At 67.0% G+C, this 25,669-nt stretch carries 24 protein-coding genes; 2 read left to right on the top strand and 22 right to left on the bottom strand.

The window, feature by feature from the left end; all coding sequences use genetic code 11:
* Window positions 1-48: 48 nt before the first annotated feature.
* Window positions 49-918: a TrmB family transcriptional regulator gene (locus AKI39_RS05305; protein WP_066633307.1), complete on the top strand. Its 870-nt coding sequence runs from the start codon at window positions 49-51 to the stop codon at window positions 916-918.
* 181 nt (window positions 919-1,099) lie between these two features.
* Window positions 1,100-2,077 (top strand): tripartite tricarboxylate transporter substrate binding protein, encoded by a 978-nt coding sequence (locus AKI39_RS05300; protein WP_066633304.1) that lies wholly within the window; start codon window positions 1,100-1,102, stop codon window positions 2,075-2,077.
* A 5-nt stretch (window positions 2,078-2,082) separates the two neighbouring features.
* On the opposite strand, the gene AKI39_RS05295 is transcribed toward AKI39_RS05300, so the two are convergent.
* From AKI39_RS05295 to AKI39_RS05190, 22 genes are all read right to left on the bottom strand, one after another.
* Window positions 2,083-3,477: an MmgE/PrpD family protein gene (locus AKI39_RS05295; RefSeq protein WP_066633301.1), complete on the bottom strand. Its 1,395-nt coding sequence runs from the start codon at window positions 3,475-3,477 to the stop codon at window positions 2,083-2,085.
* A 6-nt stretch (window positions 3,478-3,483) separates the two neighbouring features.
* The gene (locus AKI39_RS05290) at window positions 3,484-4,422 is read right to left on the bottom strand and encodes a hydroxymethylglutaryl-CoA lyase (protein WP_066633298.1); all 939 of its coding nucleotides are present in this window, start codon (window positions 4,420-4,422) and stop codon (window positions 3,484-3,486) included.
* A gap of 81 nt (window positions 4,423-4,503) precedes the next feature.
* On the bottom strand, window positions 4,504-5,475 hold the full coding sequence (locus AKI39_RS05285) for a Bug family tripartite tricarboxylate transporter substrate binding protein (RefSeq protein ID WP_083228639.1): 972 nt from the start codon (window positions 5,473-5,475) through the stop codon (window positions 4,504-4,506).
* A gap of 110 nt (window positions 5,476-5,585) precedes the next feature.
* Window positions 5,586-6,086 carry a MaoC family dehydratase gene (locus AKI39_RS05280; protein ID WP_066633295.1) on the bottom strand — a complete coding sequence of 167 codons (501 nt, stop codon included), beginning with the start codon at window positions 6,084-6,086 and terminating at the stop codon, window positions 5,586-5,588.
* 75 nt (window positions 6,087-6,161) lie between these two features.
* Entirely contained in the window at window positions 6,162-7,394 is a 1,233-nt protein-coding gene (locus AKI39_RS05275) for a CaiB/BaiF CoA transferase family protein (protein ID WP_066633293.1), read from the bottom strand.
* 65 nt (window positions 7,395-7,459) lie between these two features.
* Window positions 7,460-8,044: a DUF4286 family protein gene (locus AKI39_RS05270; protein ID WP_066633283.1), complete on the bottom strand. Its 585-nt coding sequence runs from the start codon at window positions 8,042-8,044 to the stop codon at window positions 7,460-7,462.
* Between the two features lie 22 nt (window positions 8,045-8,066).
* Complete coding sequence (locus AKI39_RS05265) at window positions 8,067-8,867, bottom strand: alpha/beta fold hydrolase (RefSeq protein WP_066633280.1); 801 nt, start codon at window positions 8,865-8,867, stop codon at window positions 8,067-8,069.
* Window positions 8,864-9,682: an alpha/beta fold hydrolase gene (locus AKI39_RS05260; RefSeq protein ID WP_066633277.1), complete on the bottom strand. Its 819-nt coding sequence runs from the start codon at window positions 9,680-9,682 to the stop codon at window positions 8,864-8,866. Before AKI39_RS05260 ends, AKI39_RS05265 begins: the two co-directional genes overlap by 4 nt.
* A gap of 57 nt (window positions 9,683-9,739) precedes the next feature.
* Complete coding sequence (locus tag AKI39_RS05255; protein WP_066633275.1) at window positions 9,740-10,879, bottom strand: thiolase family protein; 1,140 nt, start codon at window positions 10,877-10,879, stop codon at window positions 9,740-9,742.
* The gene (locus AKI39_RS05250) at window positions 10,879-11,307 is read right to left on the bottom strand and encodes a Zn-ribbon domain-containing OB-fold protein (protein ID WP_083228637.1); all 429 of its coding nucleotides are present in this window, start codon (window positions 11,305-11,307) and stop codon (window positions 10,879-10,881) included. The genes AKI39_RS05255 and AKI39_RS05250 overlap by 1 nt, the downstream gene beginning before the upstream one ends.
* Before the next feature lie 32 nt (window positions 11,308-11,339).
* The gene (locus tag AKI39_RS05245; RefSeq protein WP_066642246.1) at window positions 11,340-12,569 is read right to left on the bottom strand and encodes a CaiB/BaiF CoA transferase family protein; all 1,230 of its coding nucleotides are present in this window, start codon (window positions 12,567-12,569) and stop codon (window positions 11,340-11,342) included.
* Between the two features lie 225 nt (window positions 12,570-12,794).
* Window positions 12,795-13,871, bottom strand: coding sequence for an amidohydrolase family protein (locus tag AKI39_RS05240; protein WP_083228636.1), 1,077 nt, complete (start codon window positions 13,869-13,871; stop codon window positions 12,795-12,797).
* 73 nt (window positions 13,872-13,944) lie between these two features.
* Window positions 13,945-14,733, bottom strand: a complete 789-nt coding sequence (locus tag AKI39_RS05235; RefSeq protein WP_066633273.1) for an enoyl-CoA hydratase-related protein — start codon at window positions 14,731-14,733, stop codon at window positions 13,945-13,947.
* 220 nt (window positions 14,734-14,953) lie between these two features.
* Window positions 14,954-15,700: a GntR family transcriptional regulator gene (locus AKI39_RS05230; RefSeq protein WP_158515153.1), complete on the bottom strand. Its 747-nt coding sequence runs from the start codon at window positions 15,698-15,700 to the stop codon at window positions 14,954-14,956.
* Window positions 15,701-15,962: 262 nt separating this feature from the next.
* Entirely contained in the window at window positions 15,963-16,361 is a 399-nt protein-coding gene (locus tag AKI39_RS05225; RefSeq protein ID WP_066633270.1) for an MAPEG family protein, read from the bottom strand.
* 166 nt (window positions 16,362-16,527) lie between these two features.
* A complete protein-coding gene (locus tag AKI39_RS05220) occupies window positions 16,528-17,334 on the bottom strand; it encodes an enoyl-CoA hydratase/isomerase family protein (RefSeq protein WP_066633267.1) in 807 nt (268 codons plus the stop codon).
* Window positions 17,331-17,969 (bottom strand): UbiX family flavin prenyltransferase, encoded by a 639-nt coding sequence (locus AKI39_RS05215; protein ID WP_066633265.1) that lies wholly within the window; start codon window positions 17,967-17,969, stop codon window positions 17,331-17,333. Before AKI39_RS05215 ends, AKI39_RS05220 begins: the two co-directional genes overlap by 4 nt.
* Window positions 17,966-19,414, bottom strand: a complete 1,449-nt coding sequence (locus AKI39_RS05210; RefSeq protein WP_066633262.1) for a UbiD family decarboxylase — start codon at window positions 19,412-19,414, stop codon at window positions 17,966-17,968. The genes AKI39_RS05215 and AKI39_RS05210 overlap by 4 nt, the downstream gene beginning before the upstream one ends.
* Window positions 19,415-19,458: 44 nt before the next feature.
* Entirely contained in the window at window positions 19,459-21,102 is a 1,644-nt protein-coding gene (locus tag AKI39_RS05205; RefSeq protein WP_083228634.1) for an AMP-binding protein, read from the bottom strand.
* 3 nt (window positions 21,103-21,105) lie between these two features.
* Window positions 21,106-21,630 carry a (2Fe-2S)-binding protein gene (locus tag AKI39_RS05200; RefSeq protein WP_066633252.1) on the bottom strand — a complete coding sequence of 175 codons (525 nt, stop codon included), beginning with the start codon at window positions 21,628-21,630 and terminating at the stop codon, window positions 21,106-21,108.
* Complete coding sequence (locus AKI39_RS05195; protein WP_066633232.1) at window positions 21,627-22,445, bottom strand: FAD binding domain-containing protein; 819 nt, start codon at window positions 22,443-22,445, stop codon at window positions 21,627-21,629. The genes AKI39_RS05200 and AKI39_RS05195 overlap by 4 nt, the downstream gene beginning before the upstream one ends.
* Window positions 22,442-25,408, bottom strand: a complete 2,967-nt coding sequence (locus AKI39_RS05190; RefSeq protein WP_083229072.1) for a xanthine dehydrogenase family protein molybdopterin-binding subunit — start codon at window positions 25,406-25,408, stop codon at window positions 22,442-22,444. Before AKI39_RS05190 ends, AKI39_RS05195 begins: the two co-directional genes overlap by 4 nt.
* Window positions 25,409-25,669: the final 261 nt, after the last annotated feature.

Genomic DNA, 25,669 nt, shown 5'->3' with positions numbered 1-25,669 from the left:
TCCCGCTTACAATCGCCCGAGCCAGGACACTATGGATGCCGAACGGACATGAGCAACGATGCAAAGGACACCGCGAGCCTGACGCGAGATCTCCAGGACATCGGTTTTACGGAGTACGAGGCGAAGGTCTACATCGCGCTTCTGTATTGTTCCCCGGCGACCGCCTACGAAATCAGCAAGCAGAACGCGCTACCCAGGCCCAGCGTCTATAGCTCTCTCGAAAGCCTGGAGAAAAAAGGCGCCGTGCAACGCGTCAGCAGCGAGCCGGTGCGGCTGGTGCCGGTAGACCCGAAAGTACTTCTGGAGCGGATTTCCCGCACCATGGCGGACCGCTGCTCCAGCCTGCAGACCCGGCTGGAAACGCTGAAGAGCACCGACGAGACGCACTACGTCTGGACCTTGGACAGTCTTGCGGAAGCGCGCTCGAAGATACAGGCCTTGGTGGCGGGGGCCCGCCGCCATGTCTGGATCAAGGCCCATCATGCGGTGCTGGCCAATCACGCCGCGGCACTGCGCGAAGCGGCCGAGCGCGGTGTGTCGGTGCTATTGATCCTGTTTGGCGACCCGGCCGAACTCGACGAACTTCGGTCTCTTCCCAACGCCATCGTCTATGCCCATGAAGGCGACGGCACGATCGTCGGCATGGCCAGGCACCTGATCACATTGACGGTGGATTTCGAGGAAACCCTTATCTTCAATGTCCGCGACGAATCGGGGGCCTTCACAAGGAGCAATCCCGTCGTCAATATGGCCGACAGCCTGATCCGCCATGAGGTCTACCTGGCCGAGATCTTCAACAAGCTGGGGCCCGAGCTCACCAGGCACTTCGGCCCCGCCCTGGTGAAATTGCGCAAGAAATACCTGCCCGCCGACCAGGCCAAGGCCCTGGAGCGCCGCCTGCAACGCGTCTCCCCCTAGCGCCTCTCCTCCATGCCACCTAGGCCAGGCACTGCCGCGCGCGGTAATGCCTGATAGTCCTTGCCTGCCCGAAAATCGTAGTAGTAATATGGATTATCACTAAATGTAGTTATGCCAATAATTACTACCGAACCGGTCGGCGATCCGTACGGCAGGCGCATATCCACAGGAGTGAGACATCGTGAGACAAGGTCGCAGACGTTATCTCTTTGCCGCAGCGCTCGCCGTGGCGTTGACCGCCCCCTTGGCCCGGGCGGCGGATTGGCCCAGTCGGCCGATCACGTGGGTGGTGCCGTTCGGTGCCGGTGGCAATTTCGACATCGTCGCACGCATCGTCGCGAAGGCGGTGGCCAAGGAGCTGGGCCAGGCCCTCATCATCGACAACAAGCCCGGTGCCGGCGGCATGTTGGGCGCCGCCTATGTCGCGCGCTCCAAGCCCGATGGCTACACGTTCCTGGTCGGTGGCAATGGCGTTGTCACCAATACACTGATGCGCAGCGACCAACCCTACAAGGACGACGAGCTGACGCCGGTCGCGCCACTTGCGCAGTCTCCTTCGGTCACCGTCATCGCCGCCAATTCGCCCTACAAGACCTTGCGCGAGTTCGTCGACGCCCAAAAGGCGCAGCACGTCAAGAAGGTGGCATTCGCCACAGCAGGTGTCGGGAGCACGCCCCATTTCGTGGCGGGCGTATTCAAGCTTGCCTCGGGCCTGGATATCGAGCCCATCCAGTACAAGAGCGGACTGGATACGCTGCTCGCCGTGGCCGGCGGCCAGGTGCCGATCGCATCCGAATCTGTCGCGGTCGTGACGCCGCTGGTGCAGGCGGGCCGCATCAAGGCGGTCGCGGTCACCTTGCCCGTTCGCTCGTCCTTGCTGCCCGACGTGCCGACCACGAAGGAGCAGGGTCTAGGCGAAATGCAGATGGCTCACTTCGTGGGAATCTGGGCGCCATCCGGCGTGCCCCCGGGCATTCTGGACCACCTGAACCAAGTCATCCAGCGGGCGTTGGCGTCAGCGGAGGTCAAGGAGGCCTTTGCTTCCAACGGTGCCGAGCCCATGCTCCAGAGCCGCGCGCAATTTTCCCAGGCCATGAAGGCTGAACGGGAGCGGTTGAAGAAGGTCGTTGCCGCCGCGAAGATGACCGGCCAGGAATGAGGGTCTCACGCGGACGGACCGCCACACAAACGCATCAATGGTCGGACCGCTGTCTGGTCTTCGAAACACTCGAGCAGGGATAGTATCTGTTCGGCAAGCGCATCGCCGATCGCGGGCTTCGATATCGCGCGGAACTTCACGAATACCTTCGCCGACTGTGCCGCCTTGTCGGCGACAGGCAAGCCGGAATCGCACGCTAGCGTGTAGCGTATCCCGTCGTCCTGGACGATCGTTATGGTGGCTTCGCTCAGGCCCAAGCCGGGCACCAGTTCGACGCGCACGCGTCCGAGCATGGCGGCGACAAGCGGCTCGGTGACCCGGGTCCAGGTCTGCAAGCTGCCGGTGTCCATTCCCAGCATGGCGAAGGCGGCCGCCGCGCGCAGGCTGAACCTGGCCTCCGTAGCGGTGCCGGGATCCTGGACGTTGCAGACCGAACATCCCTCCCCCGCGACTACCTCGATGCGGACGACGGAGGCCGGCGCGATCGCGTGCCGTTGCCGCAGCGTGGCTACCGCTTCGATGGCCGAATGCGTGCTGTAGCAGGCGGCGTGATACTTGAACAGATTGTTCAGGATGTGAAAGCCCCCGCTCGGCGCCGCCAAGGCGCGTGCCACATGGAAATCGTCGCCATGGACGCGTGCAAATCCCTGCTCGCACTCGAGGATGTCCGGGCGGCCCAGGCAGCCTTTTTCCGCCAGCATCGCCGCTCGCAGGCCGGCTTGCGAGGCCAGTCCGGCATGCAGGGGCTTGGCCATGCTGCCGAACATCGCCTTCAGCCCCGCGGCCTGAGTAGCCGCCAGGCCGACCGCGTGGCATGCCTCGTCCGTCCGCAAGGCGAGGAGATGCGCGCACGCCATGGCCGCCCCCAGGCAACCCAAGGTGGCCGTCGCGTGAAAGCCGTTGTTGTAGTGCGCCGGCTCCACCAAAGCCCCGACCGAGCAGGCCAGCTCGTAACCGGCCACGAAGGCCGCGATCACGGCCTTGGGGGTGCAGGCGCGATATTCGGCCAAGGCCAGCAGCGCCGGCAGGATGGCTGAAGACAGGTGCCCGGGAACAGCCAGGTTCACATCGTCATAGTCCAGCGCGTGCGCAAGGGTGCCGTTGACCAGCGCGGCTTGCGACACGGTGCCGCGCCAGGGAAGCGCCAGCAGGGTGGCCTGCGCATTGCCGCCCTCCTCGCGCGCCATGGCGGCCACGATGCCGCTGACCGGTTCCCGCACACCGGCGAAGCCGCATGCCAGCCAGTCGACCAGGCAATCCCGCGCGACCATGCGCACGGCTACGGGAAGAATGCCATGGCGTATAGCGAGCGCTTTCTCCACCAATAAATGCGTAAGCGGCACGGCCCGGCGCAACGTGACGTCGGAACCGAGGGTTGTGTCGCCGGACACGTCGTCCATATCGCTCTATGCCGCCCTTTCACGATAAGTGCGCGGAATGCCCGCCAAGGCAATATTCCCGCGCAAGGGCTCGCCGGGCAATCCCTGCTGCAGCAGCACGCGCGCCTGCATCAGCGCGCCCAGGTCGATTCCCGTGCGCAGGCCCATGCTCTCCAGCATGAAGACCAGGTCTTCGGTCACGATATTGCCCGATGCGCCCGGCGCGAATGGGCATCCGCCCAGGCCGCCCATCGAGGAATCGAACTCGCGGATGCCTGCATCCAGGCCGGCCAACACGTTCGCCAGTCCCAGTCCCATGGTGTCGTGCAGGTGCAGCCTCCCCAGCACGGGACCTATCTCGGCCCGCACCGCGCGCACCACGGCGCGTATCTGCGCCGGATTGCCATAGCCCACCGTATCGGCCAGCACCACCTGGTCCGCCCCGGCGCGCGCCAGGGCCGACGCGACGGCCACCACGCGGTCCAGCGCGATCACGCCTTCCATCGAACACCCGAACGCGGTGGCGCAGCCCACGTCCACCCGCATGGCCCGAGGCTGCGCGCGCACCCATTGCACAATGGACTGGACTTCGGCGACCTGCTCGAACGTGCCCTTGCGCGTATTCGACAGGCTGTGCTTTTCACTGACCGATACCGGCACGATGACGGCGTGGGCGCCGGCATCGTAGGCCAGCTGCGCGCCCTTCAGATTGGGCACAAGCGCGCATATTCCATGATCGGAGCACAGCGACATGGCCCGTATGACGTCGCCCGTATCCGCCATCTGCGGCACCAGGCGGGGCGGAACGAAACTGCCCGCCTCGATCTCGGGCACGCCAGCCTCGAGTATTTTCTTCAGCCATGCGATCTTGGCCGGCGTCGGCATAATGGAAGGCGCCATCTGCAGGCCATCGCGCGGTCCGACTTCGCACACCTTTACATAATTTTCTGCGTGATCGTCTGCCATGTGGATCCCCTTCCGGCGCTTGGACAATAACGGCCGCCCCGGCCGCGGGGCGCCTCGACCGACGCGCAACGCCCCGCGATCTTAACGGGATGCCGCACGGATATTGTTCTCCTTGGCCAGTTGCGCCCAGCGCGCGAATTCCGGCTTCAGGAATTTCTGGAAGTCGGCCTGCGAGCTGCCGATGACGTCCACGCCGGCCTTCTCCAGTGCCGCCTTCACCTGCGGGTCCTTCACCGCATCCTGGAAGGCCTGCGACAGCCTTTTCACGATGGCGGGCGGCGTGCCCGCCGGCACGTAGGCGCCGGCCCATTCCGTTATCACGAAGCCGGGAAAGCCTTCCTCCTGCATGGTCGGTACGTCGGGCAGGCGCGGATTGCGCTGCGCCGAGGTCACGGCCAGCGGGCGCACCTTGCCGCCCGAGATGAAGCCCATCGCCGATCCCAGGTTGCCGAAGTAAGACGTGATCTGACCGCCCATGATGTCCACGTACACCGCCGCGCCGGCCTTGTAGGGCACGTGCATGATGTTGACGTGCGCCACCTTGCGGAAGTATTCGCCGGTCATGTGCTGGCCCGTTCCCACGCCGGCCGATCCGAAGGTGATGGCCCCCGGATGGTCCTTGGCCGCCTGTATGTAGTCCTTCAGCGTCTTGATCGGCGAATCCGCCGCCACCACCAGCACGTTGGGCTGGCTGACCGAAAGCGACAAGGGAATGAAGTCCTTCACCGGGTCGTAGCTCAGCTCCCGGATGGCCGGATTCACCGTGAACGATGCCGAATCGTAAAGTACGTTGTAGCCGTCGGCCGGCGCCTTGGCCGCCATGCCCACGCCGATGATGCCGCCGGCTCCCGCGTGGTTTTCCACCACCACCGGCTGGCCCAGGATGCGGCTGAGCTTGTCGGCGATGATGCGCCCGGTGATGTCGGTGCCGCCGCCCGGCGCATTGGCGATCCACATCTTGATCGGGCGGTTCGGGTAATCGTCGGCCGCCATGGCATGCGCTGTCCCGAGGACAGCAAGCGCGACTGTCGCGCCCTTGATGAACTTGAACATTTCTGTCTCCTGCACCCTTGGTCGGGTTGTCGTCCGTATGAATGTTCTCGTGTCCCACCCCGGACGGCGCCTTGCCGGCCGGGTACTGCCGCACTGCTGGCGCCGCGCGCCTAGTCCTCGATGCGAGGCCGCGGAATGCCGGGATTGCGGCCCCGGCGAAAGATCATCATGGTGCGCAGGAAGCTGATCACCACCGTTCCTTCCTGGTTGTAGCCAACGGTCGATACCTTCACGATGCCGACGTCGGGGCGCGACTTCGAATCGCGCAGCTCCAGGACCTTGGATTGGGAGTAGATGGTGTCGCCCTCGAACACCGGCTTGGGCAGCCGAACCTGGTCCCAGCCCAGGTTGGCGAAAACGTTCTGGGAAAGGTCGGTCACGCTCTGGCCGGTGACCAGCGCCAGGATGAAGGTGGAATTGACGATCACCTTTTTCCACTCGGTCTGGCCGGCATAGTGGTGATCGAAGTGGATGGGCGCGGGCGCCTGCGTCAACAGCGTGAACCATGTGTTGTCGGCCGACAGCACGGTGCGGCCCAGGGGATGATGGTAGACATCGCCGACCTCGAAATCCTCGTAGAAGCGGCCCGACCATCCTTCTTTCTTGCTCATTGGAATCCTCCTTTCATGTCCCATCCAGACGGCGGGACGCACGCATGAATCCGGCCGTGGCCGGGTTGAATAAGATCAGGGACGCCGTTCGGCGATCCTTGCCGCGCATAGCGCGTCGATTTCGGCGGGACTGAAATCGAGCGCGGCCAGGATCTGCGCCGTGTGTTCGCCCAGATCCGGGACCGGGCCCATCGCCGCTTCGAAATCATTGAAGGTGGCGGGCGGCAGCAAGGCACGGATCCGGGTGCCGCCCGGGATATCGACCTCGCGCCAGCGGTCGCGTTCGGCCAGCTGCGGGTGCTCCCACAAGTCCCCGGCGCCGTTCAGGCGTCCGTTGGCGATACCGGCCTTGTCCAGAAGCGCCACCACTTCCAGCGCGGTCTTGTCGCGGAATGCGTCTTCGATCAGCGCCGTCAGCGTGGCCACATTGCGGATGCGCTGGCTGTTGGTCCCGTATTCGGGCGACCCCGCCAGTTCGGGCATATCCAGCACGACGTCGCAGAACGCGCGCCATTCGCGCTCGTTCTGCACGCTGAAAACGACGGCGCCGTCCTTCGCCGCATGCGCGCCATAGGGCGCGATCGACGGGTTGTTCATCGCCATCCGTGGCACCACGCTGCCGCTGTAGGCGTGCCGGTACATGGGGTAGTGCATCCATTCCGCCAGCGCGTCCAGCATCGCCACTTTCACGTTCATGCCCAGGCCGGTACGCCCCCGTTGCAGCAGCGCGGCCAATATCGCGTTCTGGGTGTACATGCCTGTCGCCAGGTCGGCGACGGAGATACCGACACGCGCCGGCGTGTCCGACGTGCCATTGATGCTGATCAGCCCGGACTCCGCCTGGATCAGCATGTCGTACGCCTTCTTGTGCGAGAAGGGGCCGCCCTCGCCATAGCCGGAGATATCGGCAACGATCAACCGCGGGTTCACCTCGCGCAGCGTTTCGTAATCCAAGCCCGCGCGGCGGGCGGCGCCGGGCGCCAGGTTTTGCACCAGCACATCCGCCGACGCGGCAAGCCGGTGCATCACCGTCCGCCCCTCGGGCGTCTTGATATCGATCGCCAGGCTTCTCTTGCCGCGGTTCAGCCACACGAAGTAGGTGGACTGACCCTGCACGAAGGCGTCGTAGCCGCGCGAGAAATCGCCTTCCCGCGGCCGCTCCACCTTGATGACGTCGGCGCCCAGGTCGGCCAGGTGACGCGTGCATAGCGGTGCGGCCAGCGCGTGCTCCAGCGTCACGACGCGTATTCCATCCAGCGGCCGGCCGTACGGGCGTGCGGCACCGCCATCCTCATGTCTTGCATCCATGGGACGATTTGTCTCCGTCTAATATCCGCGCCACTGACGGGCGCGTTCACATTGCAGGCCGCGGGTCAGTACGGCACGTAGGTGTTGACCATGTCGATCGCGTCGGCGTAGCGGCCGAAGGGCTTCAGGTCGAAGGACTCGTTTAGGGGCGCCCGGGCTTCGACCATGCCCAGGAAGTCCACGCCGCCGTCAGCCGGGTAGGCGAATACCCGTACCTGCAGGGTTTCCGGGCGCTGCTCGAAATTCGCCCGCACTCCGGCCACGATGGTGTCTTGCGCGTCGGCGGGCAGGCCGCGAAAGCGCAGCAGCAGCAGGCGCGCCGAGGGCATCGTCAATGCATCGCCGGGGTAGACCTGCGCGCCCGCCGAACGGTAGATGCGCGCGCGGCCGGTGACCCGTTTGGTCCAGGGACTGGAATTGTCGAAGGAGACCTTCAGGTACGCCGGGGTATCGAACACGCCGGCGTCCACCGTGTCGTAGACGGCCAGGTAGCCGCGCGATCCCGCCGTCGCCACGTAGCGCAGGGCGGTTTCGAAGCCCGGCACCGCCAGGCGCTCGGGCAAATGCTCGGTGTCGTACCAGGCATTGAACTCTTCCTCGAATACCGGCGCCGGCTGCGCGTGCACGATCAAAAATCCCTTTTGCTTCATGGTCAGGTCTCCACCCGTCGGGTCAATGAAGGTTGCCGGTCCGGGCAAGGAATTGCAGGACTTGCCGCGCGAACTCGGCCGGCTGCTGGTACGGCAGGAAGTGGGCGGCGTTCTCGAATTGCAGGAATCGCGAATCGGCCAGCGCCTGGTGCACCTGCAGCGCCTGCTCGGGCGGCAGCAGCGTGTCGTGCGCCCCGGCGACCACCAGCGCCGGGCAACGCAAGGCCGCGATCTCGGCGCTGACGTCGGCATCGACGATGCCCAGGATGGAATCGGCGTAGGCCTGGGCATCCTGGCTCGCGAAGCGCCGGACATAGCGGTCGCGCCGTTCGTCCATGGGCTGGTTCAGGAAAGGCGTGTCCACCGCCGCGGGAAGGATGGCCGACATGCCGCCGGCCAGCACGGCGGCGGCGCGCACCCGCAGCGCCTCGGCGGCTTTCGGCGAGGTGCGCAAAGTGGGGTTCGACAGCACGACGGCGGCCACGCTGTCCGCGTGGCTGGCCGCATAGGCGGCCGCGATCATGGAACCGATGGCGCACCCGACCGGAACGACCTGCCGCAGGCCCAGTTGCACGCGCAGCGCTTCCAGGTCGGCGACGTGCCGCCCGATGTAAGCCGGCCCGGCCGAACGCGGCGATCGCCCCGCCGACCTCAGGTCGCAGGCCAGGCAGGACACCACCGGGGCCCAATGCCGCACGCAGTCGTCCCAGAACGCCTGGTCCGCGCCCAATGGATGCACGAGCAGCAGCGTGACGTCCGTCGCGGCGTCCGCGTACAGGACGTGATTCAAGCCTTGCGTGCCGGTATCGCTCGGTGTGTTCAAGGCGCCACTCCCGCGGCGCCACGGCCGGCGCCGGCTGCCCGCGACGCCAGGAATGCCAGCACCTGGGCATTGAAGGCATCGCCGCATTCCAACTGCATCATATGCGGCGCGCCGGGAATGCATATCCACCGGGCGGCCGATATGGCCGCGGCCAATTGCCTGCTGGCGGCGGCCGGCGTGGCGGCATCGTGCTCGCCCGCGACGACCGCGGTGGGAACCCGGACCGCCCCGAGCCGCGGCAGCGCATCGTGTGTGGCTATCGTCTGCCAGGTCGCGGACCAGTTCGCTGGCTTGTCGCGCAGCAGCCGGTCGCGCACGGCATCCGCCAGCGGACCGGACCGCGCCGCGGGCGTGAACCAGCGGTCCAGCGTGGTGTCGACGACGGCGGCCATGCCATTGCGCTCGGCGTCCAGTCCGCGTTGCCGCAACGCGGGGCGGAATTCGTCCGCGAAGGTGGCGCCGCAGCCGCACAGGAGCAGGCCGGCCACCGAAGCGGGATGCCGCAATGCCAGCTCCTGGGCCACCATGCCGCCGAACGACACGCCCAGTACGACGGCCGCGCCCTCGCAATGGCGCCCAATGAGCGCGTTCACATCGTCGGCGTGATCCGCCATCGATGTGCCGGCCGCCGCATCGGGCGACAAGCCATGGCCACGCAGGTCCACCGAGACCACGCGCCGCTTCACCGGCGATGCGGCCAGCGCGGCGGCCACGCCCGCCATGGCGGTGTGGTCCAAGCCGGCCGGATGCAGCAGGACAACGGCCGGGCCGGTACCCTGCACACGGCAATGCAGTTCCGCGATCGGACGGCTCATGGCCGGGTCCCGTCTGTTTGCGTACGCATGGGAGCTTCCCTCCGGTGTGCGGCGCGCCTAGACCGCGAACACGTGGATCGCGCAGACGCCATGATCGAAGCCGCTGATGCCCCCGCCCGTGGCGTGCGTCAGTCCCACCTTCGCCCCTTCCACCTGCCGGCTGCCGCAGCGGCCCTGCAGCTGGCGCACCACCTCGACCACCTGCGCGGCCCCGGTCGCGGCCACGGGGTGCCCCTTGGACAACAGGCCGCCGCTGGGATTGACCGGTATCCGGCCGCCCAGGGACGTGGCGCCGCTTTCCAGCAACTGCGCCGCCTCGCCGCGTTCGCAGAAGCCGAAGGCTTCGTAGTACATCAGCTCCGCGCTGGTGAAGGCGTCATGCACTTCGGCGACGTCGATGTCCTCGGGGCCGAGGCCCGCTTCCTCGTAGGTCTCCCGCGCGCAGCGCACGGTGATCTCGGGATTCGTCATATCGCGCGGCCCGCTTTCGAATACGCCCGACGCCACGTGCGAGGCCACCACCTTGACGGGCCGGCTGCAGTATTTGGGAGCCAGCTCCTCCGCGCACAGGATGACGACGGCAGCGCCGTCGCCGGTGGGGCAGCACTGGTACAGCGTGAAAGGGTCGGCGATCATGCGCGAGGCCAGTACCTCTTCCACCGTGGTTTCCTTGCGCAGCTGCGCATCGTGGTTCAACGCGGCGTGGCGGCGCGACTTCACCACCACGCTGGCCAATTGCTCGCGGGTCAGGCCGTAGTCATGCATGTAGCGCCGCGCCCGCATGGCGTACAGCGCCGGCATGACCAGACCGTTGGCCACTTCCCAGTCCTCCCGTTCCAGGGGGATAGTGCCGCCGTTGAACTTGGTCAGCTTCTCCACGCCCATGGCCATCACGATGTCGTATCGGCCGCTGGCGATTGCGGTGTAGCCGAGGCTGAGCGCGGAAGAGCCGCTGGAGCAGGCGTTCTCGACGTTGATGATGGGCAGCCCCGCCAGCCCCAGCCGGCCAAAGATGCGCTGCCCCGGCATGGGGCCGCCCAGGCCGGTGCCGCAGAACAGCGCATCGATGTCGCGCGGCTCGATGCCGGCGTCGGCAATGGCCTGCTTGACCGCGGGCCACCCCAGGTCGGCGAGGCTGACATCGGGATATTTGCCGAACTTGATCATTCCCGTGCCGATGACAGAGACTTTGCGCATTAGAGGACTCCCTTCTGGACGGGACTGAAACGGAAAGGCGGCTGTCCCGCCGTCTCGCCATGGGCGGCGGCGACAGCTTCCAGGCGCACCGGCATATCGACCCGCAGGCTGTCGGGCGCGCCGCCGATATGGGAGAACACGCGCACCTGGTTGGGCAGGTCCACGTAGCCGATCACATAGGGTGTGGTCCAGGGCTTGGGCGCGACATGCACCACCGACCAGCTGTACAGCACGCCCTCGTCCGGCATCTCACTGTCGGCCAGGTTGACGGACTGGCAGGCGGGGCACACGCCCGTTCGCGGGAACAGCGACTTGCCGCAGTCCTTGCACGTCTGCCCGACCAACCGGATGCCCGTGCCCGCCGTACGGACGTGGTCCGCCGACAAGCGCGGGTTCGCGCTGGGAATGAGAGGGGTGTCGAATGTCATGACCTTTCCTTTCGAAGGAGAAAGCGCACACGCTAGGCCACGACGCCGCGCGCGCGCAGGGCCCCGATCTGCTCGGGCGGGTATTCCAGTTCACGCAGGATTTCTTCGGTGTGCTGCCCCAGCAGCGGTGGACTGCGGAACGGCGCCGAGGGCGAACGCGACATCTTCACCGGGTTGCCCAGGACGCCGATTTCGCCGCCCAGCGTGTGTTCGATGGTGCACACCATGCCGCGATGGCGCACCTGCTCGTCGGCCAACGCATCGGCCACCGAATTGACGGGGGCGCACGGCACGCCGCGCGCCGTCAGGCGCGCCAGCCATTCGTCGCGGCCGTGCCGGGCAAACGCCTGCGTGAGCAAGGGCTCCAGTTCGGCACGGTGCGCATGGCGCAATTCATTGGTCAGGAAGCGGCTGTCGCCCGGCAAGTCCGGCAGCTCCAGCACCTCGCACAGGGCCACCCACATCTTCTCGGTGTTGGCGCAGATAAGCACGTCCTGTTCGTCGGCCGCCTGGAAGGAGGCATACGTCGGTATGGAGGCATGGCCACGCCCCTGCCGGCCCGGCACTTCGCCGGAGTACAGGTGATACACGCCCTGGTACGAGAGCATGGCCACTTGCACGTCCAGCATGGAGATATCGACGAACTGGCCCAGGCCGGATTGCTCGCGTTCGCGCAGCGCGGCCAGCACGCCGATGACCGCGTGCAGGCCGGCGCAGATGTCGCCTATGGGCACGCCCGCGCGCACGGCGCGCGCGCCCGGCTCGCCGGTCAGGCTCATGCCACCGGACAGGGCCTGCACGATCATGTCGTAGGCGGGCCGCCTGGCATACGGGCCATCCTGGCCATATCCGGATATCGAGCAACAGATGATGCGCGGATTGATTCTGGAGAGCGTGGCGAAATCCACTTCCAGCTTGGCCGTCACGCCGGGACGGAAATTGTCGATGACCACGTCCGCGGTGGCGGCCAGCCGGTGCACGACTGCCCGGCCTTCCGCCTGCGCGAGATCCAGCACCATGCCCTTCTTGGAGCGGTTGGTGCCCAGGAAATACAGGCTCTCGCCCTCGTGGAAATGCGGCGGCAACGCGCGCGTGGAGTCGCCGTCCTTGGGTTCGATCTTGATGATCTCGGCGCCAAGGTCGGCGAGCTGCTGCGTGCAGTATGGCCCGGCCAGGAACATGGACAGATCGATGACGCGCACGCCGCTCAGGGACGGCAGCGCGTCGCGATCGAGGGAAGAGGTGGCGGATGGAATGCCCATTTGTCTCTTTATCAAGGCCTGGGACAGCGGCATCCCTGGCCGTTTCATGGAGAATCCATCCGCACGTCATTCCACCTAAGTGTCGACAGATTCAGGTTATGAGACAAATTCTACGAGCAATCCGGCCAATGTCAATTAATTTGTCGACACTTCAGGGATATTTTGGACGAAGGCGAAAAGACGATCCCATGCCCGCCCGGCGGGCGTCGCACCACGCCCAAGGGATCAGTCCAGCGCCAGCCGGTAGACGCGGCAGGCCGTGCCGCTGAAGACGTCGGCGCGTTCGCTGGCCGACCAGCCCGCGGTCAGCCGCTTGAAGGTGTTCCAGACGGAAGCGTAGGAACACACGGCCTTGTCCACGGGGAAATTGCTTTCGAACATGCACCGGTCCGTGCCGAAAGCCTGGACCGCGGTGTCGACATAAGGGCGCCAGGCGGGCGCCAGCGCCTCGGACAAGGGCGGCAGCTCGTGATCCTGGAAGCCGAAGCCGAACAGGCGCATGCCGAATCCACCCACCTTCAGGTGTACGTTCGGATATGCGGCCAACGCGCCTATCGACGCACGCCAGGCTTGGAAGACCTGGTCGCGCTGGTTCGCGTAGGGACCGATACCGATCGGGCCGCCCACGTGGTTCAGCACGATGGTCGTATCCGGAAACCGCGCGGCCAGCACACAGAGCTCGGATAACTGCGTGTGATACATCCAGGCGTCGAAGGCCAGGCCCAGCCGCCGCAAATGCGAAAAGCCTCGCTGGAACGAGGCGTCCAGCAGCATGCCCGGCGGCGGGTCCGCGAGGGAACCGCGAGCCGCCGGGTCCTTGTGCCATGCCGAAATATTCCTGATGCCGCGGACACGGCCGTTGCCGGCGGCGATCTGCGCCTCGAGCACCGCGCCGGCGCGGTCGCCCGCCAGCAGATCCGCATAGGCCACCAGGCCCGCGGCCACGCGACACCTTCCATATAAACCGCTGGCGGCCATGGCGGCCGCGCCATTGGCGAATTCCGTTTCGCCTATGGGACGAAGCAAGGGATCGCCATCCGGCCGGTACATGGAGCCGCATTCGATGAACACGGTGGCGCGAATGTCGTGGCCGCTGCCGGCATCGGCCAGGAAGTCCTGCAGCAGATAACGGTTGCCAGGATGGTCCCACAAATGATGATGGGGATCGATGATGGGAAGGCCCGGCTCCAGCACGGGCTCCGCGCGGCGCGCCAGCCATTGCGGCCGTACCGGCAGATGGGATCGGCGCGGCGTTTGCCGGCTTTCGACTTCGCTGTCTTCGCTTGCGGCCCGCTCTGCCATGATGTCCCTCGTGACGGCTCCCGTAATGGCGGCGTATCGGTACGCGGCCCCTGCCCGCTGTGGGATGACGCCTTTACCGTCCCTGGAACACGGGCTTTCTTTTCTCGTTGAACGCCAGCACGCCTTCCAGGCGATCCTGGGTCGGGATGGTGCGGTAATAGGCTTCCAGTTCGAACCGGTATCCGGTGGCAAGGTCCGATTGCGTGGCCATGGTGATGGACTTCCTGGCCTGCTGCACCGCGACCGGCGCATTGCCGGCGATGCGGCGCGCGGTCGCCTGCGCCTCCGGCAGCAACCCGGCCGGCGAACATACCTTGTTCACCACGCCCCATTCCAAGGCATCCTGGGCTGAAAAAGGCAGGCCGGTCAGGATGATTTCCTTGGCGCGGCGCACACCGCAGGCCCTGGGCAGGTTCTGCGTGCCTCCCGCGCCGGGGATGATGCCCAGCGTTACCTCGGTCAGCGCGAAGCGGGCGGTATCGGCGGCATAGGCGAAATCCACGGCCACCGCCAGCTCGCAGCCGCCGCCGTAGGCCGCGCCGTTGACCGCGGCGATGACGGGGATGGGCAGCTCCTGGAAATGCCGCATCATCTGTTCGGTCAGGGCATGCTGGCGGCGCCATGCCTCGTCCGTCATGCCCTTGCGTTCCTTCAGGTCACCGCCCGCGCAGAAGATACGGTCGCCGGCGCCGGTGAGCACGACGCAGCGCACGCCTTGCGGATCCACGTACAGCGTGGCCAGCAGATCCACCACTTCGGTCAACATCAGCGTATTGAGCGCGTTGCCGGCCTCGGGCCGGTTCAGCACGACCGTCAGTACATGTTCGTCCTGCTCCAGCAACAGCGTCTCGTATTTTTTCATCGCGCGTCCGGCTAGGTTTCGGGTTGACGAAGGTGCCCGCCCGCCGTGGTGGCGCTGGCCTTGCTGGCACATTCTGTGGACAGTTGCCTGAACTTTTACCACAGATAATGGCCATTCAGACAAATGCCGACCTAAACTGTCGACATTAGCGAATGTGCGGTAGACCGTATGGGGAAGCCGCGCAAGCGCGGCCGAGCCGGCGCCCAGGCGCCCGCGGAGATTAGGACCGGGTCTCGTCGTGCAACTCGATCTTTTCCTGCAGGACCTTCAGCGCGGCCTGGATATTGTTGCGGATGACGGACGCCGCCAATACGGGATTGCGATCCTCGAACGCGCGCATCAACAGGGAATGATCTTCAAGCGACTGCGGGATGCGGCCCGGCTGCGACAGTGTCTGGTAGCGCAGGTTGAACGTCGTCAGGCCCAGGGAATCCAGCGTCCGCTGGAGCAGCGGATTACGGCACGCCTGCAGGGTGATGTCGTGAAATTGCATATTGGCCAGGAAGTAATCATGGACGTTGCCCTCTTCGGCGGCCGTGCGCATGGCCTCGAAACGGTCCCGCAGCAGGGCGATATCGTCCTCGGTGGCCCGCTGCGCGACCAGCTCGCAAACCAGCGCATGCATGGCGGCGCGCACTTCGTAGATATTGCGGATCTCTTCCATGCTGGCCATGCGCACGCGCGGACGGCGACGCGGCGGGATTTCCACCATGCCCTGCCGCTCCAGCAACGCAAGCGCCTCTCGCACGGGCGTACGGCTGGTGGAAAACCGCTGGGCGAGATCGACGGAATTCAGGTCATCGCCGGCCTGCAGTCGGCCTTCGATGATGTCGAGCCCCAACTCGTACGCCATGGAAACCACCAGCGAATCATGCTGGGAATCGAGCGACAGCAGACGGCGCAGCGTGGCGGCCACGGCCGAAAGACTATTGGCCGCGTTGCCTTCGGCACGCAGTTTCGCCGACATGCGCTTGGCCTTGACCCCAGTGGCGGTCTTTCCCGCCGCTATTGTTTTGCCTTCCGGCATCGCTGCTCCTGTACCTGGCCTGTAAAACCGCGCCATGAAGCCACGAATTTATCAAAACCACAAGAAGCGCCCGGAGGATCCCGGCCGGCCGCGGCCCCCCTTGTCCCGCATCCGAAGGCCGGGACGGGAAGCTGATCAAGGCCGGAGCGGCGATGCCCGCAACCGCAGGCAGGTGGCGGCCACCGCCCCGCGCAGGCGTGCGCTACTTCGTCAGCATCAAATGGATGATGCTGCCCAGCGCACCCAGCACCAGCACAGTGGCCGCCAGCGCCTGGATGCCGAAGCCCACGCGGCGTTTTTCAGCAGCCGCCACGTAGCCGATGAAGTAGACGATGCGGCCCACGATCCACACCACGCCCAGGACGGTCGCCCACAGCGGGCTTGCATAGACGGCGAACAACCACAAGGCCGGCAGGAAAATCGGCATCCATTCGAGCGTGTTCACATGGGCCCGTACGGTGCGGTCCAGCACCGGATCGCCGCTCATCGCCGGCGCCAGGATGCCGGTCTTGAGATGCGCGCGCGCGCTGGCGAAGGCCATGCCGAAGCAAAGCAGCCCGGACAAAAGGGTAACGATGGCGACGCCGTAATAAGAGTCCATCCGACCTCCGCTTTTGATTTTTCCCGGGATACAGGCCGTATCCCGACAGGTGCCGGTGTGCCGGCACCCCATCACAAGATGCGGTCGCGAGTATATGGCACTTTGATGTCCGCCAGCGCTACGCGGCGTTGGCCCGCAACGCGGTACCAGGCGCGGGCACGCCGGGCTAGCTGCCGCGGAACACGGGCGCGCGCTTGCCATGGAAGGCTTCCACCCCTTCACGGAAATCGTCGCTGCTGCGCAGGCGGCTGTAGCAGTGCCCTTCCAGCTCGATCGAGGCCGACAGGGACGCGTCCTCCGTGTCGTTCAGCAGCTTCTTGGCGGTACGCTGCGCCAGCGGCGAGAAAGCCAGCAGCTCGGCGACCAGGCGATCGGTGGCCGCTTCCAGTTCCCCGTCAGGCACGATTTCCGTGGCGACGCCCCAGTCGTAGGCTTGTTGAGCGCTGATCCGCCGCGAACGCATGACGATGTCCTTGGTTCGCGTGATGCCTACCATTTTCTGCAACCGGGCAGAGCCGCCGGACCCGGGAATCTGGCCCAGCTTCTGCTCCGGCAGCGCGTATTGCGCGGTTTCGCTGACGAGGCGGAAGTCGCAGGCCAGGGAGATTTCGAAGCCTACGCCGAAGCAGTAGCCGCGCGCCGCGGCGATGACGGGCTTGGCGCAGCGTGCCGGCGCCGCGATGTTCCACGCCAGCTTGGAGACGCGTTCCGGCGAGGCCTGCAAGAAGCCCTTGATGTCGCCGCCGCTGGAGAAATGCTCTCCTTCGGCGCGCAGCACGATCACGCGCACGCGCTCGTCCTCGTCCAGCGCCTCGAACACCAAGCGCAGCTGGTCGCGTTGCGGCATGGATACGATATTGAACGGCGGACGGGCCAGCACGATATCGGCGCGCTGGCGTTCGACGTCCACGTCGACGCGGAACCCGTCCAGTTCGGCGGGCAGGGCATGGGCGGGATGCTTGAGAGTCGTCACGGATGTACTCCTTCGGAAGAGGTGAATTCGGATGCCGGCGCGGCGGCGGGCTTGCGCAGCCCCTCCCAGCGCGCCAGCAGGTCGTCATGGGCGATGCCGAACAAGTCCAGCACGCGCCCCACGGTATGGTTGACCACATCGTCTAGGGTGGCGGGCTGGTTGTAGAACGCCGGCACGGGTGGGAAGACGATGCCGCCCATTTCCGTGACGCTGGTCATGTTGCGCAGGTGCGCCAGGTTCAGCGGCGTTTCGCGCGCCAGCAGCACCACGCGCCGCCGCTCTTTGAACGCGACGTCGGCGGCGCGACTGACCAGGTTGTCCGCCAGGCCCAGCGCGATGGCGGCCAGCGTCTTCATCGAGCACGGCGCGACGACCGTGCCTTCGGTCGGAAACGAGCCGCTGGCCACCGAGGCGCCGATGTCCTTGACGTTGTGCACGACATCGGCCAGGTCCTCGATATCGCTGCGCTTGAGCGCAAGCTCCTGCGCGGCGGTCAAGGCGCCGGAGTGGGACAGCACCAGGTGGCTCTCCCATTCCGGACAGCGGCGCAGGTACTGCAGGATGCGCACGCCGTAAATGGCACCGCTGGCGCCCGTGATCGCGACGACCAGCCGTTTGGGACGCGGCGTGTTCATTGCCGTGGCACCGCGCCGAAGTCCATGCGGGCGCCCGCATCGATCCAGGACGACAGGTCGACATCTTCCTCGCCCGGGATCCGCACCTTGGTGAACACGTGTTCGTGATAGGACACCGGGCGCGTCGCGTCCAGGCCCATCTTGGCGCTGATGCCCTGCAGATGCGCGGGCACCGTCTCCGCGCCCGCGCCGGCGCTCACCGTGGTCGACGGATCCAGCACCGAGCCCTGGGCGCCGCTGATCACCATCAGGTCGCGGTCCGCCTGGAAGCGCGTGGCGATGGCCCACTCCACCTGCCGCGGATCGTGCACTTCCACGTCTTCGTCCACCACCACGACCTGCTTGATGTCGTAATGCGCGCCGAAGGCGCACAGGATGACGTTCTTGGGCTGGCCTTCATGCGTTTTGCGCAGGCGCACGAACAGGTGATAGCGCCCCACCCCGCCGATCGACAGATGTACGTCCGTCACGCCCGGGAAACTGCGCTGCAGGTGCGCCAGCAGGGTCGCCTCGCGCGGGATGGAGCCCAGCAGCAGGTGCTCCATTTCGGCGGGTACGATGGTGTGGTAGATGGGATCGCGGCGATGCGTGACCACGTCGACGGCGATCACCTCGCGATGCTCCCGCGCGCTGTAGTAGCGGGGAAATTCGCCGAAGGGCCCTTCGGGCTCGCGCACGTCGTGCAGCAGGCGCCCTTCGATGACGATTTCCGCCGACGCTGGGACGTGGATGTCGCTGGTCAGGCACCGTGCGACCGGCAAAGGCCTGCCATGCAGCGCGCCGGCGATTTCCAGTTCGTCATGGTCGATCGGCATGATGGCCTGCGAGGCCAGCAAGGTCAGCGGGTCCGCGCCGATGACGATGGCCACCGGCAAGTCCTGTCCGCGCTTTTCCGCCTCTTTGTAGAAGGAATACAAGTGGCGCGGCAGCAGCAGGACGGCCATGCGGTTGGCCGCATGCACCTGGATGCGGTTGATCGACACGTTCTGCACGCCGGTGACGGGGTTGCGCGCGATGACCATGCCGGCCGTGATGTAGGGCCCGTTGTCGTGTTCGCTGTGCGTGGGCACGGGCAGCAAGGCGCGCACGTCCGGATCGCGATGCACCACCTGCTGACACGCCGCCTGTCCCGCCGGCACTTCCTCGCAGGACAAGGGCGCCTCCGCGGCCCGGCGGTACGCAGCCAGCAGGCCCGATTCCGGCACGCCCATGGCTTCGGCGATCCATGCGCGGCGCGACATGAATCCGGAGACCACCGGCATGCCATGGCCGCCCGGCCGCGTGAAATAGGCGGCCTGGCGGCCGTCCAGCCTTTTGGCGATCGCGGCGACCTGGTGCTCCAGCGCGGCGCCATCGCGGATGACGGCCACGCGGTCGGTGGCGGCCAGGTGATCCAGCCACGTGCGCAGGTCGGTGTAGCGCGGCATCTGGGTTGGGGTTGTCATGGAAAGCAGCTCCGGACAAAAAAAGGTTCGGTAATAGCGTCAGTTCAGACCGGCTTGGCGCCGGAACCGGCGGGCGCCCTTGTCGCCTCGGATGCCCCCGACGATGCGGATGCCCCGGCCGGTCCGGATGGCCCGGATGTCCCAGCTGGCGCGACCGCCGCCGCGAACTCCGCGTCGTACTCGCCGGCGACCAGCTTGCGCCGCAGCACCTTGCCCACCGGCGACTTCGGAATCGCCCGCACGAAGACGTATTCGCGCGGCCGCTTGAAGTTCAGCAGGTCGGACTGGCGGCAATGGGCGTCCAGCGCCTCGCCGTCCACCGGGGCCTGCCGCTTCACGAAGGCGACCACGCGCTGCCCCCAGCGCTCGTCCGGCAGCCCGGCGACGGCCACTTCATCCACCGCGGGATGCAGGGACAGCACGGACTCGATGTCCACCGGGGATATGTTTTCGCCGCCGCTGATGATCATGTCGTCGACGCGGCCGGTGACGAAGAGATCGCCGTCCGGGTCGATGTAGCCGGTGTCGCCGGTGCGATACCAGCCCGCCAGCATGGACTTGGCATCGGCATCCGGCCGGTTCCAATAGCCTTCGAAGGCCTCGTCGCCCGCCAGGTCGGCAATGATTTCGCCTTCCTCGCCCGGCGGCGCGATGGCGTCGGGCGACGTCGCGCCCAGCCGCACGACGCGGATGCGCGTATTGATGCCCGCCCTGCCCGCGCTGCCCGGCTTGCGTGCCGCGTCGGGCTCGGTGGCGCAGGTGTAGACCTCCGACGAGCCATAGTGGTTGACGAACAACTCCGGCTGGAAGGCAGCCGTCAGGCGCTGCAGCAGCGCGTCATGCATGGGCGCGCCGGCAAAACCCAGCTTCGTCACCGACGACAGATCGCCGCCATGCCGTTCGCGGTGCGCCAGCATGTCGTGATACAGGGTGGGCACCAGATACAGGCAGGTCAGCCGGTGTTCGGCGATCGCGGCCAGTGCCACCGCGGGGTCGAACTTCGGCAGGCAGGCGAACAGCCCGTCGACCAGCGCCATGGACAGCAGCGAGCGCACGCCCATGGTGTGGTACAGCGGCATCACGCCCAGCGTGCGCTCGCCGCGCCGGTACAGGTTCTGCGCGACATGCGCCAGCGCCGCGGCGCGCTCGTGGCGATGGCGCCGCGGCACGCCCTTGGGCTTGCCCGTCGTACCGGACGTGTACAGCATCAAGGAAAAATCGTCGGCCTGCGCCAGCGGGGCCAGCGCCGCGCCCGCATGCGCGTCCAGCAGCGCGTCGAAGGTGGCCAGGCCGCCCGCAGCGCCGCCGGCCGCGATCTTGGGCAGGCCGGCGGCCGCCGCGCTGCCCAGCACCGCATCGGCGCTGACCGGCTCGTAGAACACCGCGCGCGCCTGCGCGTCGCGCGCACAGTATTCGACCTCGTCGGGCTTGGCGCGCCAGTTTAGCGGCGTGATGACGATGCCCTTGAACTGGCAAGCCCAGTGCAGGGTGGCCATCTCGAAGCGGTTCTGCAGGACGGCCAGCAGCCGGTCGCCACGCCGCAGGCCCAGGGCGTCCAGGGCCGCGCCCAAGGCCGCGATGTCGGCGTGCCATTGCCCATAGCTGAGCTGCCGCGCACCATCGGCGATGGCCGGCGCGTCGGGGCTGCGCTCCACGCTTTGCAGAAAGGTTCTGCCGAGGTCCAGCATGTGTTATTCCCCCTGGGGCGGTTCCAGCGCTACCGCCGCGCGCCGCGCGGCGGCGGTCTCCATGACCGCGTTGACGATGTTGGTGTAGCCGGTGCAGCGGCACAGATGGCCGGACAACATGTCGCGGATATCCTGCTCGTCCGGATCGGGATGACGGCGCAGATAGTCCTGGCAGGACATCAGGATGCCCGCCGTGCAGAAGCCGCACTGCAGGGCGTGGTTGCGGCGAAAGGCCTGCTGCAGGTCGTTGAGCATGCCGTCGGCATCGCCCAGCCCTTCCACCGTATCGACCTGGCGGCCTTGCACCTGCACCGCCAGCGTCAGGCAGGCGCGCGAGGCGACACCGTCGATCAACACGGTGCAGGCGCCGCACACGCCGTGCTCGCATCCGACGTGCGTGCCGGTCGCGCCCAGTTCATGCCGCAGGAAATCGGACAGCAGCATCCGGGGCTCGCAGGCGCCCCGGCGCGCCGTGCCGTTTAACATCAGGTGGATCGCGTGCTCGCGGTCGCGTTCGAGTTTCTTCATGCCATCACCTTACGCAGGACGCCGACGCCCAGCCGCCGCACCAATTGGCGGCGGAAAGCCGCGCTGACGTGGGGATCGTCCTGCGCGCCCAGGTCCCACGCGAAATCGTTGACCGCCGTTTCCAGGTCCTTGTCCGGCATGTGGGGCCAGCGCCGCACCGTCGGACGATCCGCCACGCCGCCGACCGCCAGCGTGAGCTCGCGCGCATCGGCCATCGCGGCCACGGCCACCAGCGCGAAATCGCCGTGGCGCGCCGAGAACTCGTCGAAGGCGTAGCGCGTGCCGGACCGGGCCAGGGGAAACCGCACTTCCTCCACCAGCTCGTCGGCGCCGCGCGCCGTCATCAACATGCCTTGGAAGAACTCGGCGGCCGGCAAAACGCGGCGGCGGCGCTTCTCGCGCAGCACCACCTGGCCGTCCAGCGCGGACAGCACCAGCGGCAGTTCGGCACTGGGATCGGCGTGCGCCACCGATCCGCATACCGTGCCGCGATTGCGGATCTGGAAATGCGAGATGAAGGGAAAGGCCTGCGCCAGCAGCGGCACGGCGTCGGCCAGGCCCGCGCGCCACTCCACGCTGGCCTGCGTGGCCGCCGCGCCCACCGCCAGGCAGCCGTCCTGTTCGCGCACATAGTCCAGGTCGGCCGCGCGGGAAATGTCGATCAGGGCCGCCGGCTGCGCCAGCCGCATGTTCAGCACCGCCATCAGCGACTGCCCGCCGGCCAGGATGCGGCCGTCGCTGCCCAGCCCGGCCAGGGCGTCGAGGGCCTCCTGCGCCGATTCGGCGCGGATATAGTCGAAGGCCTGTGGCTTCATTGCCGCGACTCCCCGAGGCCCAGCAGCCGCCGCCACCATGAAGGCCGCCGGGCGCCGCCCGCCTGCCGGCCCAGTTGTTCGAACAGCTGCCGCAGTACGACGCGCGCGGCGCCTTCGAGCATCCGGCTTCCCACCGCGGCGACCTTGCCGGAGACCTGGGCGTCGTAGTCGTACGTCAGCCGGGTGCCCGTGCCGTCCGCATGCAACGTCACGAGGCCGCTGCCCTGCGCGGTACCCACGCTGGAAATACCCGTGCCGGCCAGCCGCAAGCCGCGCGGCGGATCCAGGTCGGACAGCGAAATCTCCGCCGCATACCGTGCCTTGATCATGCCTACACCCACGGTGACATCGGCGCGATAGCGGTTCGTCCCGATCGGCGTCAAGGCATAGCAGCCGGGGATGACCTTGGCCAGGGCCTGCGGATCCAGCAGCACGGCAAAGACCTTCTCCGGCGTCGCGGGCAAGCGCACTTCGCCTTGCGCGGACAGGGAACGGCCGGCGCGCTCGCCCGCTTCCCGCCCCTGGCGGGCCGGCACATGGCCGCTGGACGGCGGCGGGTCCTGCACGCCGGTCAAGGCCATCACGCGCGCCGGCGTCAAGGGCAGGCTCACATCGTCCACCCCCAGCGCGTCGGCAACCGCGTTGGCGATGCATACGGGTGTGCTCATGTTGTTGCCCTCCCCCAGCCCCTTGGCACCCAAGGGCGTGAAGGGGCTGGGCGTTTCCATGTGCAGGATGACCGGCTCGGGCACCTCACAGGTCGTGGGCACCAGATAGTCGGCGAAGGTGCCGGACAGGAAGCTGCCGTCCGCGCCATAGCGGAACTCTTCCATCAGGGCCGCGCCAAGCCCCTGCGCGAAGGCGCCGCGGATCTGGCCGTCGGCCAGCGCCGGGTTCAGGATGCGGCCGGCATCGTGGGTGGTCACATAGCGGTCGATGCGCACGCGGCCCGTGTCGCGGTCGACTTCCACCGCGCAGACGTCGAAGGCGAAGCCATAGGCCGCCGACGTATTGATGCGGTCCTGTCCATCCGGTGGCGTCAGGGATTCGGGCGACCAAAACACGGTCTCGCGCAGCCCCGGCTCGATGCCCTTGGGCAGCAGGCCAGGCGCCCAATGCGGATTCGCGGCCAGGCGGGTGAAGGGCACCGCGGCTTGCGGCGCATGGCCCGGCCCGATCGTGCCGTCACGAAACACGATATCGGCCGCCGTGCAGTCCATCTGCGCGGCCGCGATGGCGGCCAGCTTGTCGCGCAGGCGGCAGGCGGCCAGATGCACGGTGCCCGCCACGGCGCCCGCGAAACGGCTGGAGTAGTTGCCCGCCGCCACCGACCACGCATCCTTGCGCGTATCGAAATCGATGCTGACCACGATGGCATCGGGATCCAGGCCCAGCACGTCGGCGACGACCTGCGCGCAGACGGTGCGATGCCCCTGCCCCGCGGGCGCGGACGCCACCACGACGCTGACCCCGCCCAGCGGATCCACGGAAACGGTCGCGGCCGCGATGCCGCCGTTCTTGGGCCCGGCCTTGTCGCGCGCCTCGCGCGGCATGACCGTCGTGATATAGCCCATGTTGGAAATCGACGGCTCGACGATGGCGGCATAGCCGATGCCATACAGGCCACCGCGCGCGCGCACTTGCTCGCGCCGCGCGTGAAGCTCTTCCAGGCCACCGCCGCGCCACGCGAGTTCCAGCGCGCCTTGATAGTCGCCGGAATCGATCAGCGCACCCGCCGCCGCGCGATAGGGAAAGGCATCCCGGCCGATGAAGTTGCGCCGGTACAGCGCCAGAGGGTCCAGCTGCAGTTCGCGCGCAATCTGCTGCATCAGCCGCTCCAGCGCGAAATACACCTGCGGGCCGCCGAAGCCGCGCACCAGGCCAGCTGGGGTCTTGTTGGTCAGCACCACGCGGTTGTGCACCGCCAGGTTCGGAATGTCGTACGCCCCCGTCAGGCAGCCATGCATGCGATAGAAGGTGGCCGGTTCGGGCGCGCGAAGATAGCCGCCGCAATCGTCGTACTGGTCATACGACAGCGCCTGGATGCGGCCATCCGCGGCCACCGCCGCTTCGATGCGGCATAGCCTGCCGGTGGCCGACGTCGCGCCGGCCAGGTGCTCCAGCCGGTCCTCCACCCACTTCACGGGCGCGCCCGCCTTGCGCGCGGCCATGCACATCAGGACGGCGTAGGGAAACACCGCCTGCTTCACGCCGAAACTGCCGCCCGAATCGGCAAAGGTGCGATGACGCAAGCGGTTGCCCGGTACCTTCAGCGCCAGCGCCATGACGGTATGCAGCGAGAACGGTCCCATGAAGTTGGAACTCACCTCGTAGCCATCCTGCGCGGACAGGTATTCCGCGATGACGACCGCGCATTCGATGGGCGTGCAGGAGTTGCGCGGGTAGTGGACGGTCAGCCCGATGCGGTGCTCGGCCTTGGCGAATGCGGATTCCGGATCGCCATAGCGAAACGTCCGGTCGCTCACGATATTGCTGCCGACCTTCTCGTGCAGCACCGGCGCGGCGGCGGCAATCGCGTCCTCGATGGAGACCACGGCGGCCAGCGGCTCGTACCCGATGTCCACCAGGTCCGCGCCGTCCTCGGCCGCATAGCGCGATTCGGCGATCACCACCGCGACCGGTTCGCCGACATAGCGCACCTTGTCCATCGCCAGCGCCCACTGTTCCATGGGCTGCTTCACGCCCACCACGAAGGGACGCGACCAGGCGGCGACATCCTGGGGCGTCAGCACGGCACGCACGCCGGGCGCCGCCGTCGCGCGGCTGGCGTCGACGCGGACCACCCGGGCATGGGCATGCGGCGAGCGCACGATGGCCGCATGCAAGGTTCCCGGCCGGGTGGCGGCGTCGTCGCCGTACTGGCCGCGTCCGCTCAGGATGGCCTGGTCCTCGACGCGGACGCGCGGCGATCCCACGTGGCCGCGCGCCGCGGCCTCGGCCATCGTGCGGGTGTTGTCCGTTTCCGCCCTGGCGTCCAATGCCACGCTCCCATTCCTTCGTTCTCGCGCCCTGCCGTTTGCCGGTGGGTCGTGGGAGGAAAGTCTAGGGAGGGGGGATATATCAGGTCAATTAATCTTTAATGATCGAATGAATCACTAAAAATGATGGAATCGTCACGCCTGATGTGGACTCACCGGTGTACCGGCGTAGCGAGACCAGGTTTATCAGCCCGACGTATCCCTCTCGCAAGGGCTTTGGCGGTA

Source organism: Bordetella sp. H567, from assembly GCF_001704295.1.
In the GTDB taxonomy this organism is placed as follows: Bacteria; Pseudomonadota; Gammaproteobacteria; order Burkholderiales; family Burkholderiaceae_B; genus Bordetella_C.
Note: the sequence above shows the minus strand (reverse complement) of the source record. Positions and strands in the feature narration are given on the sequence as shown.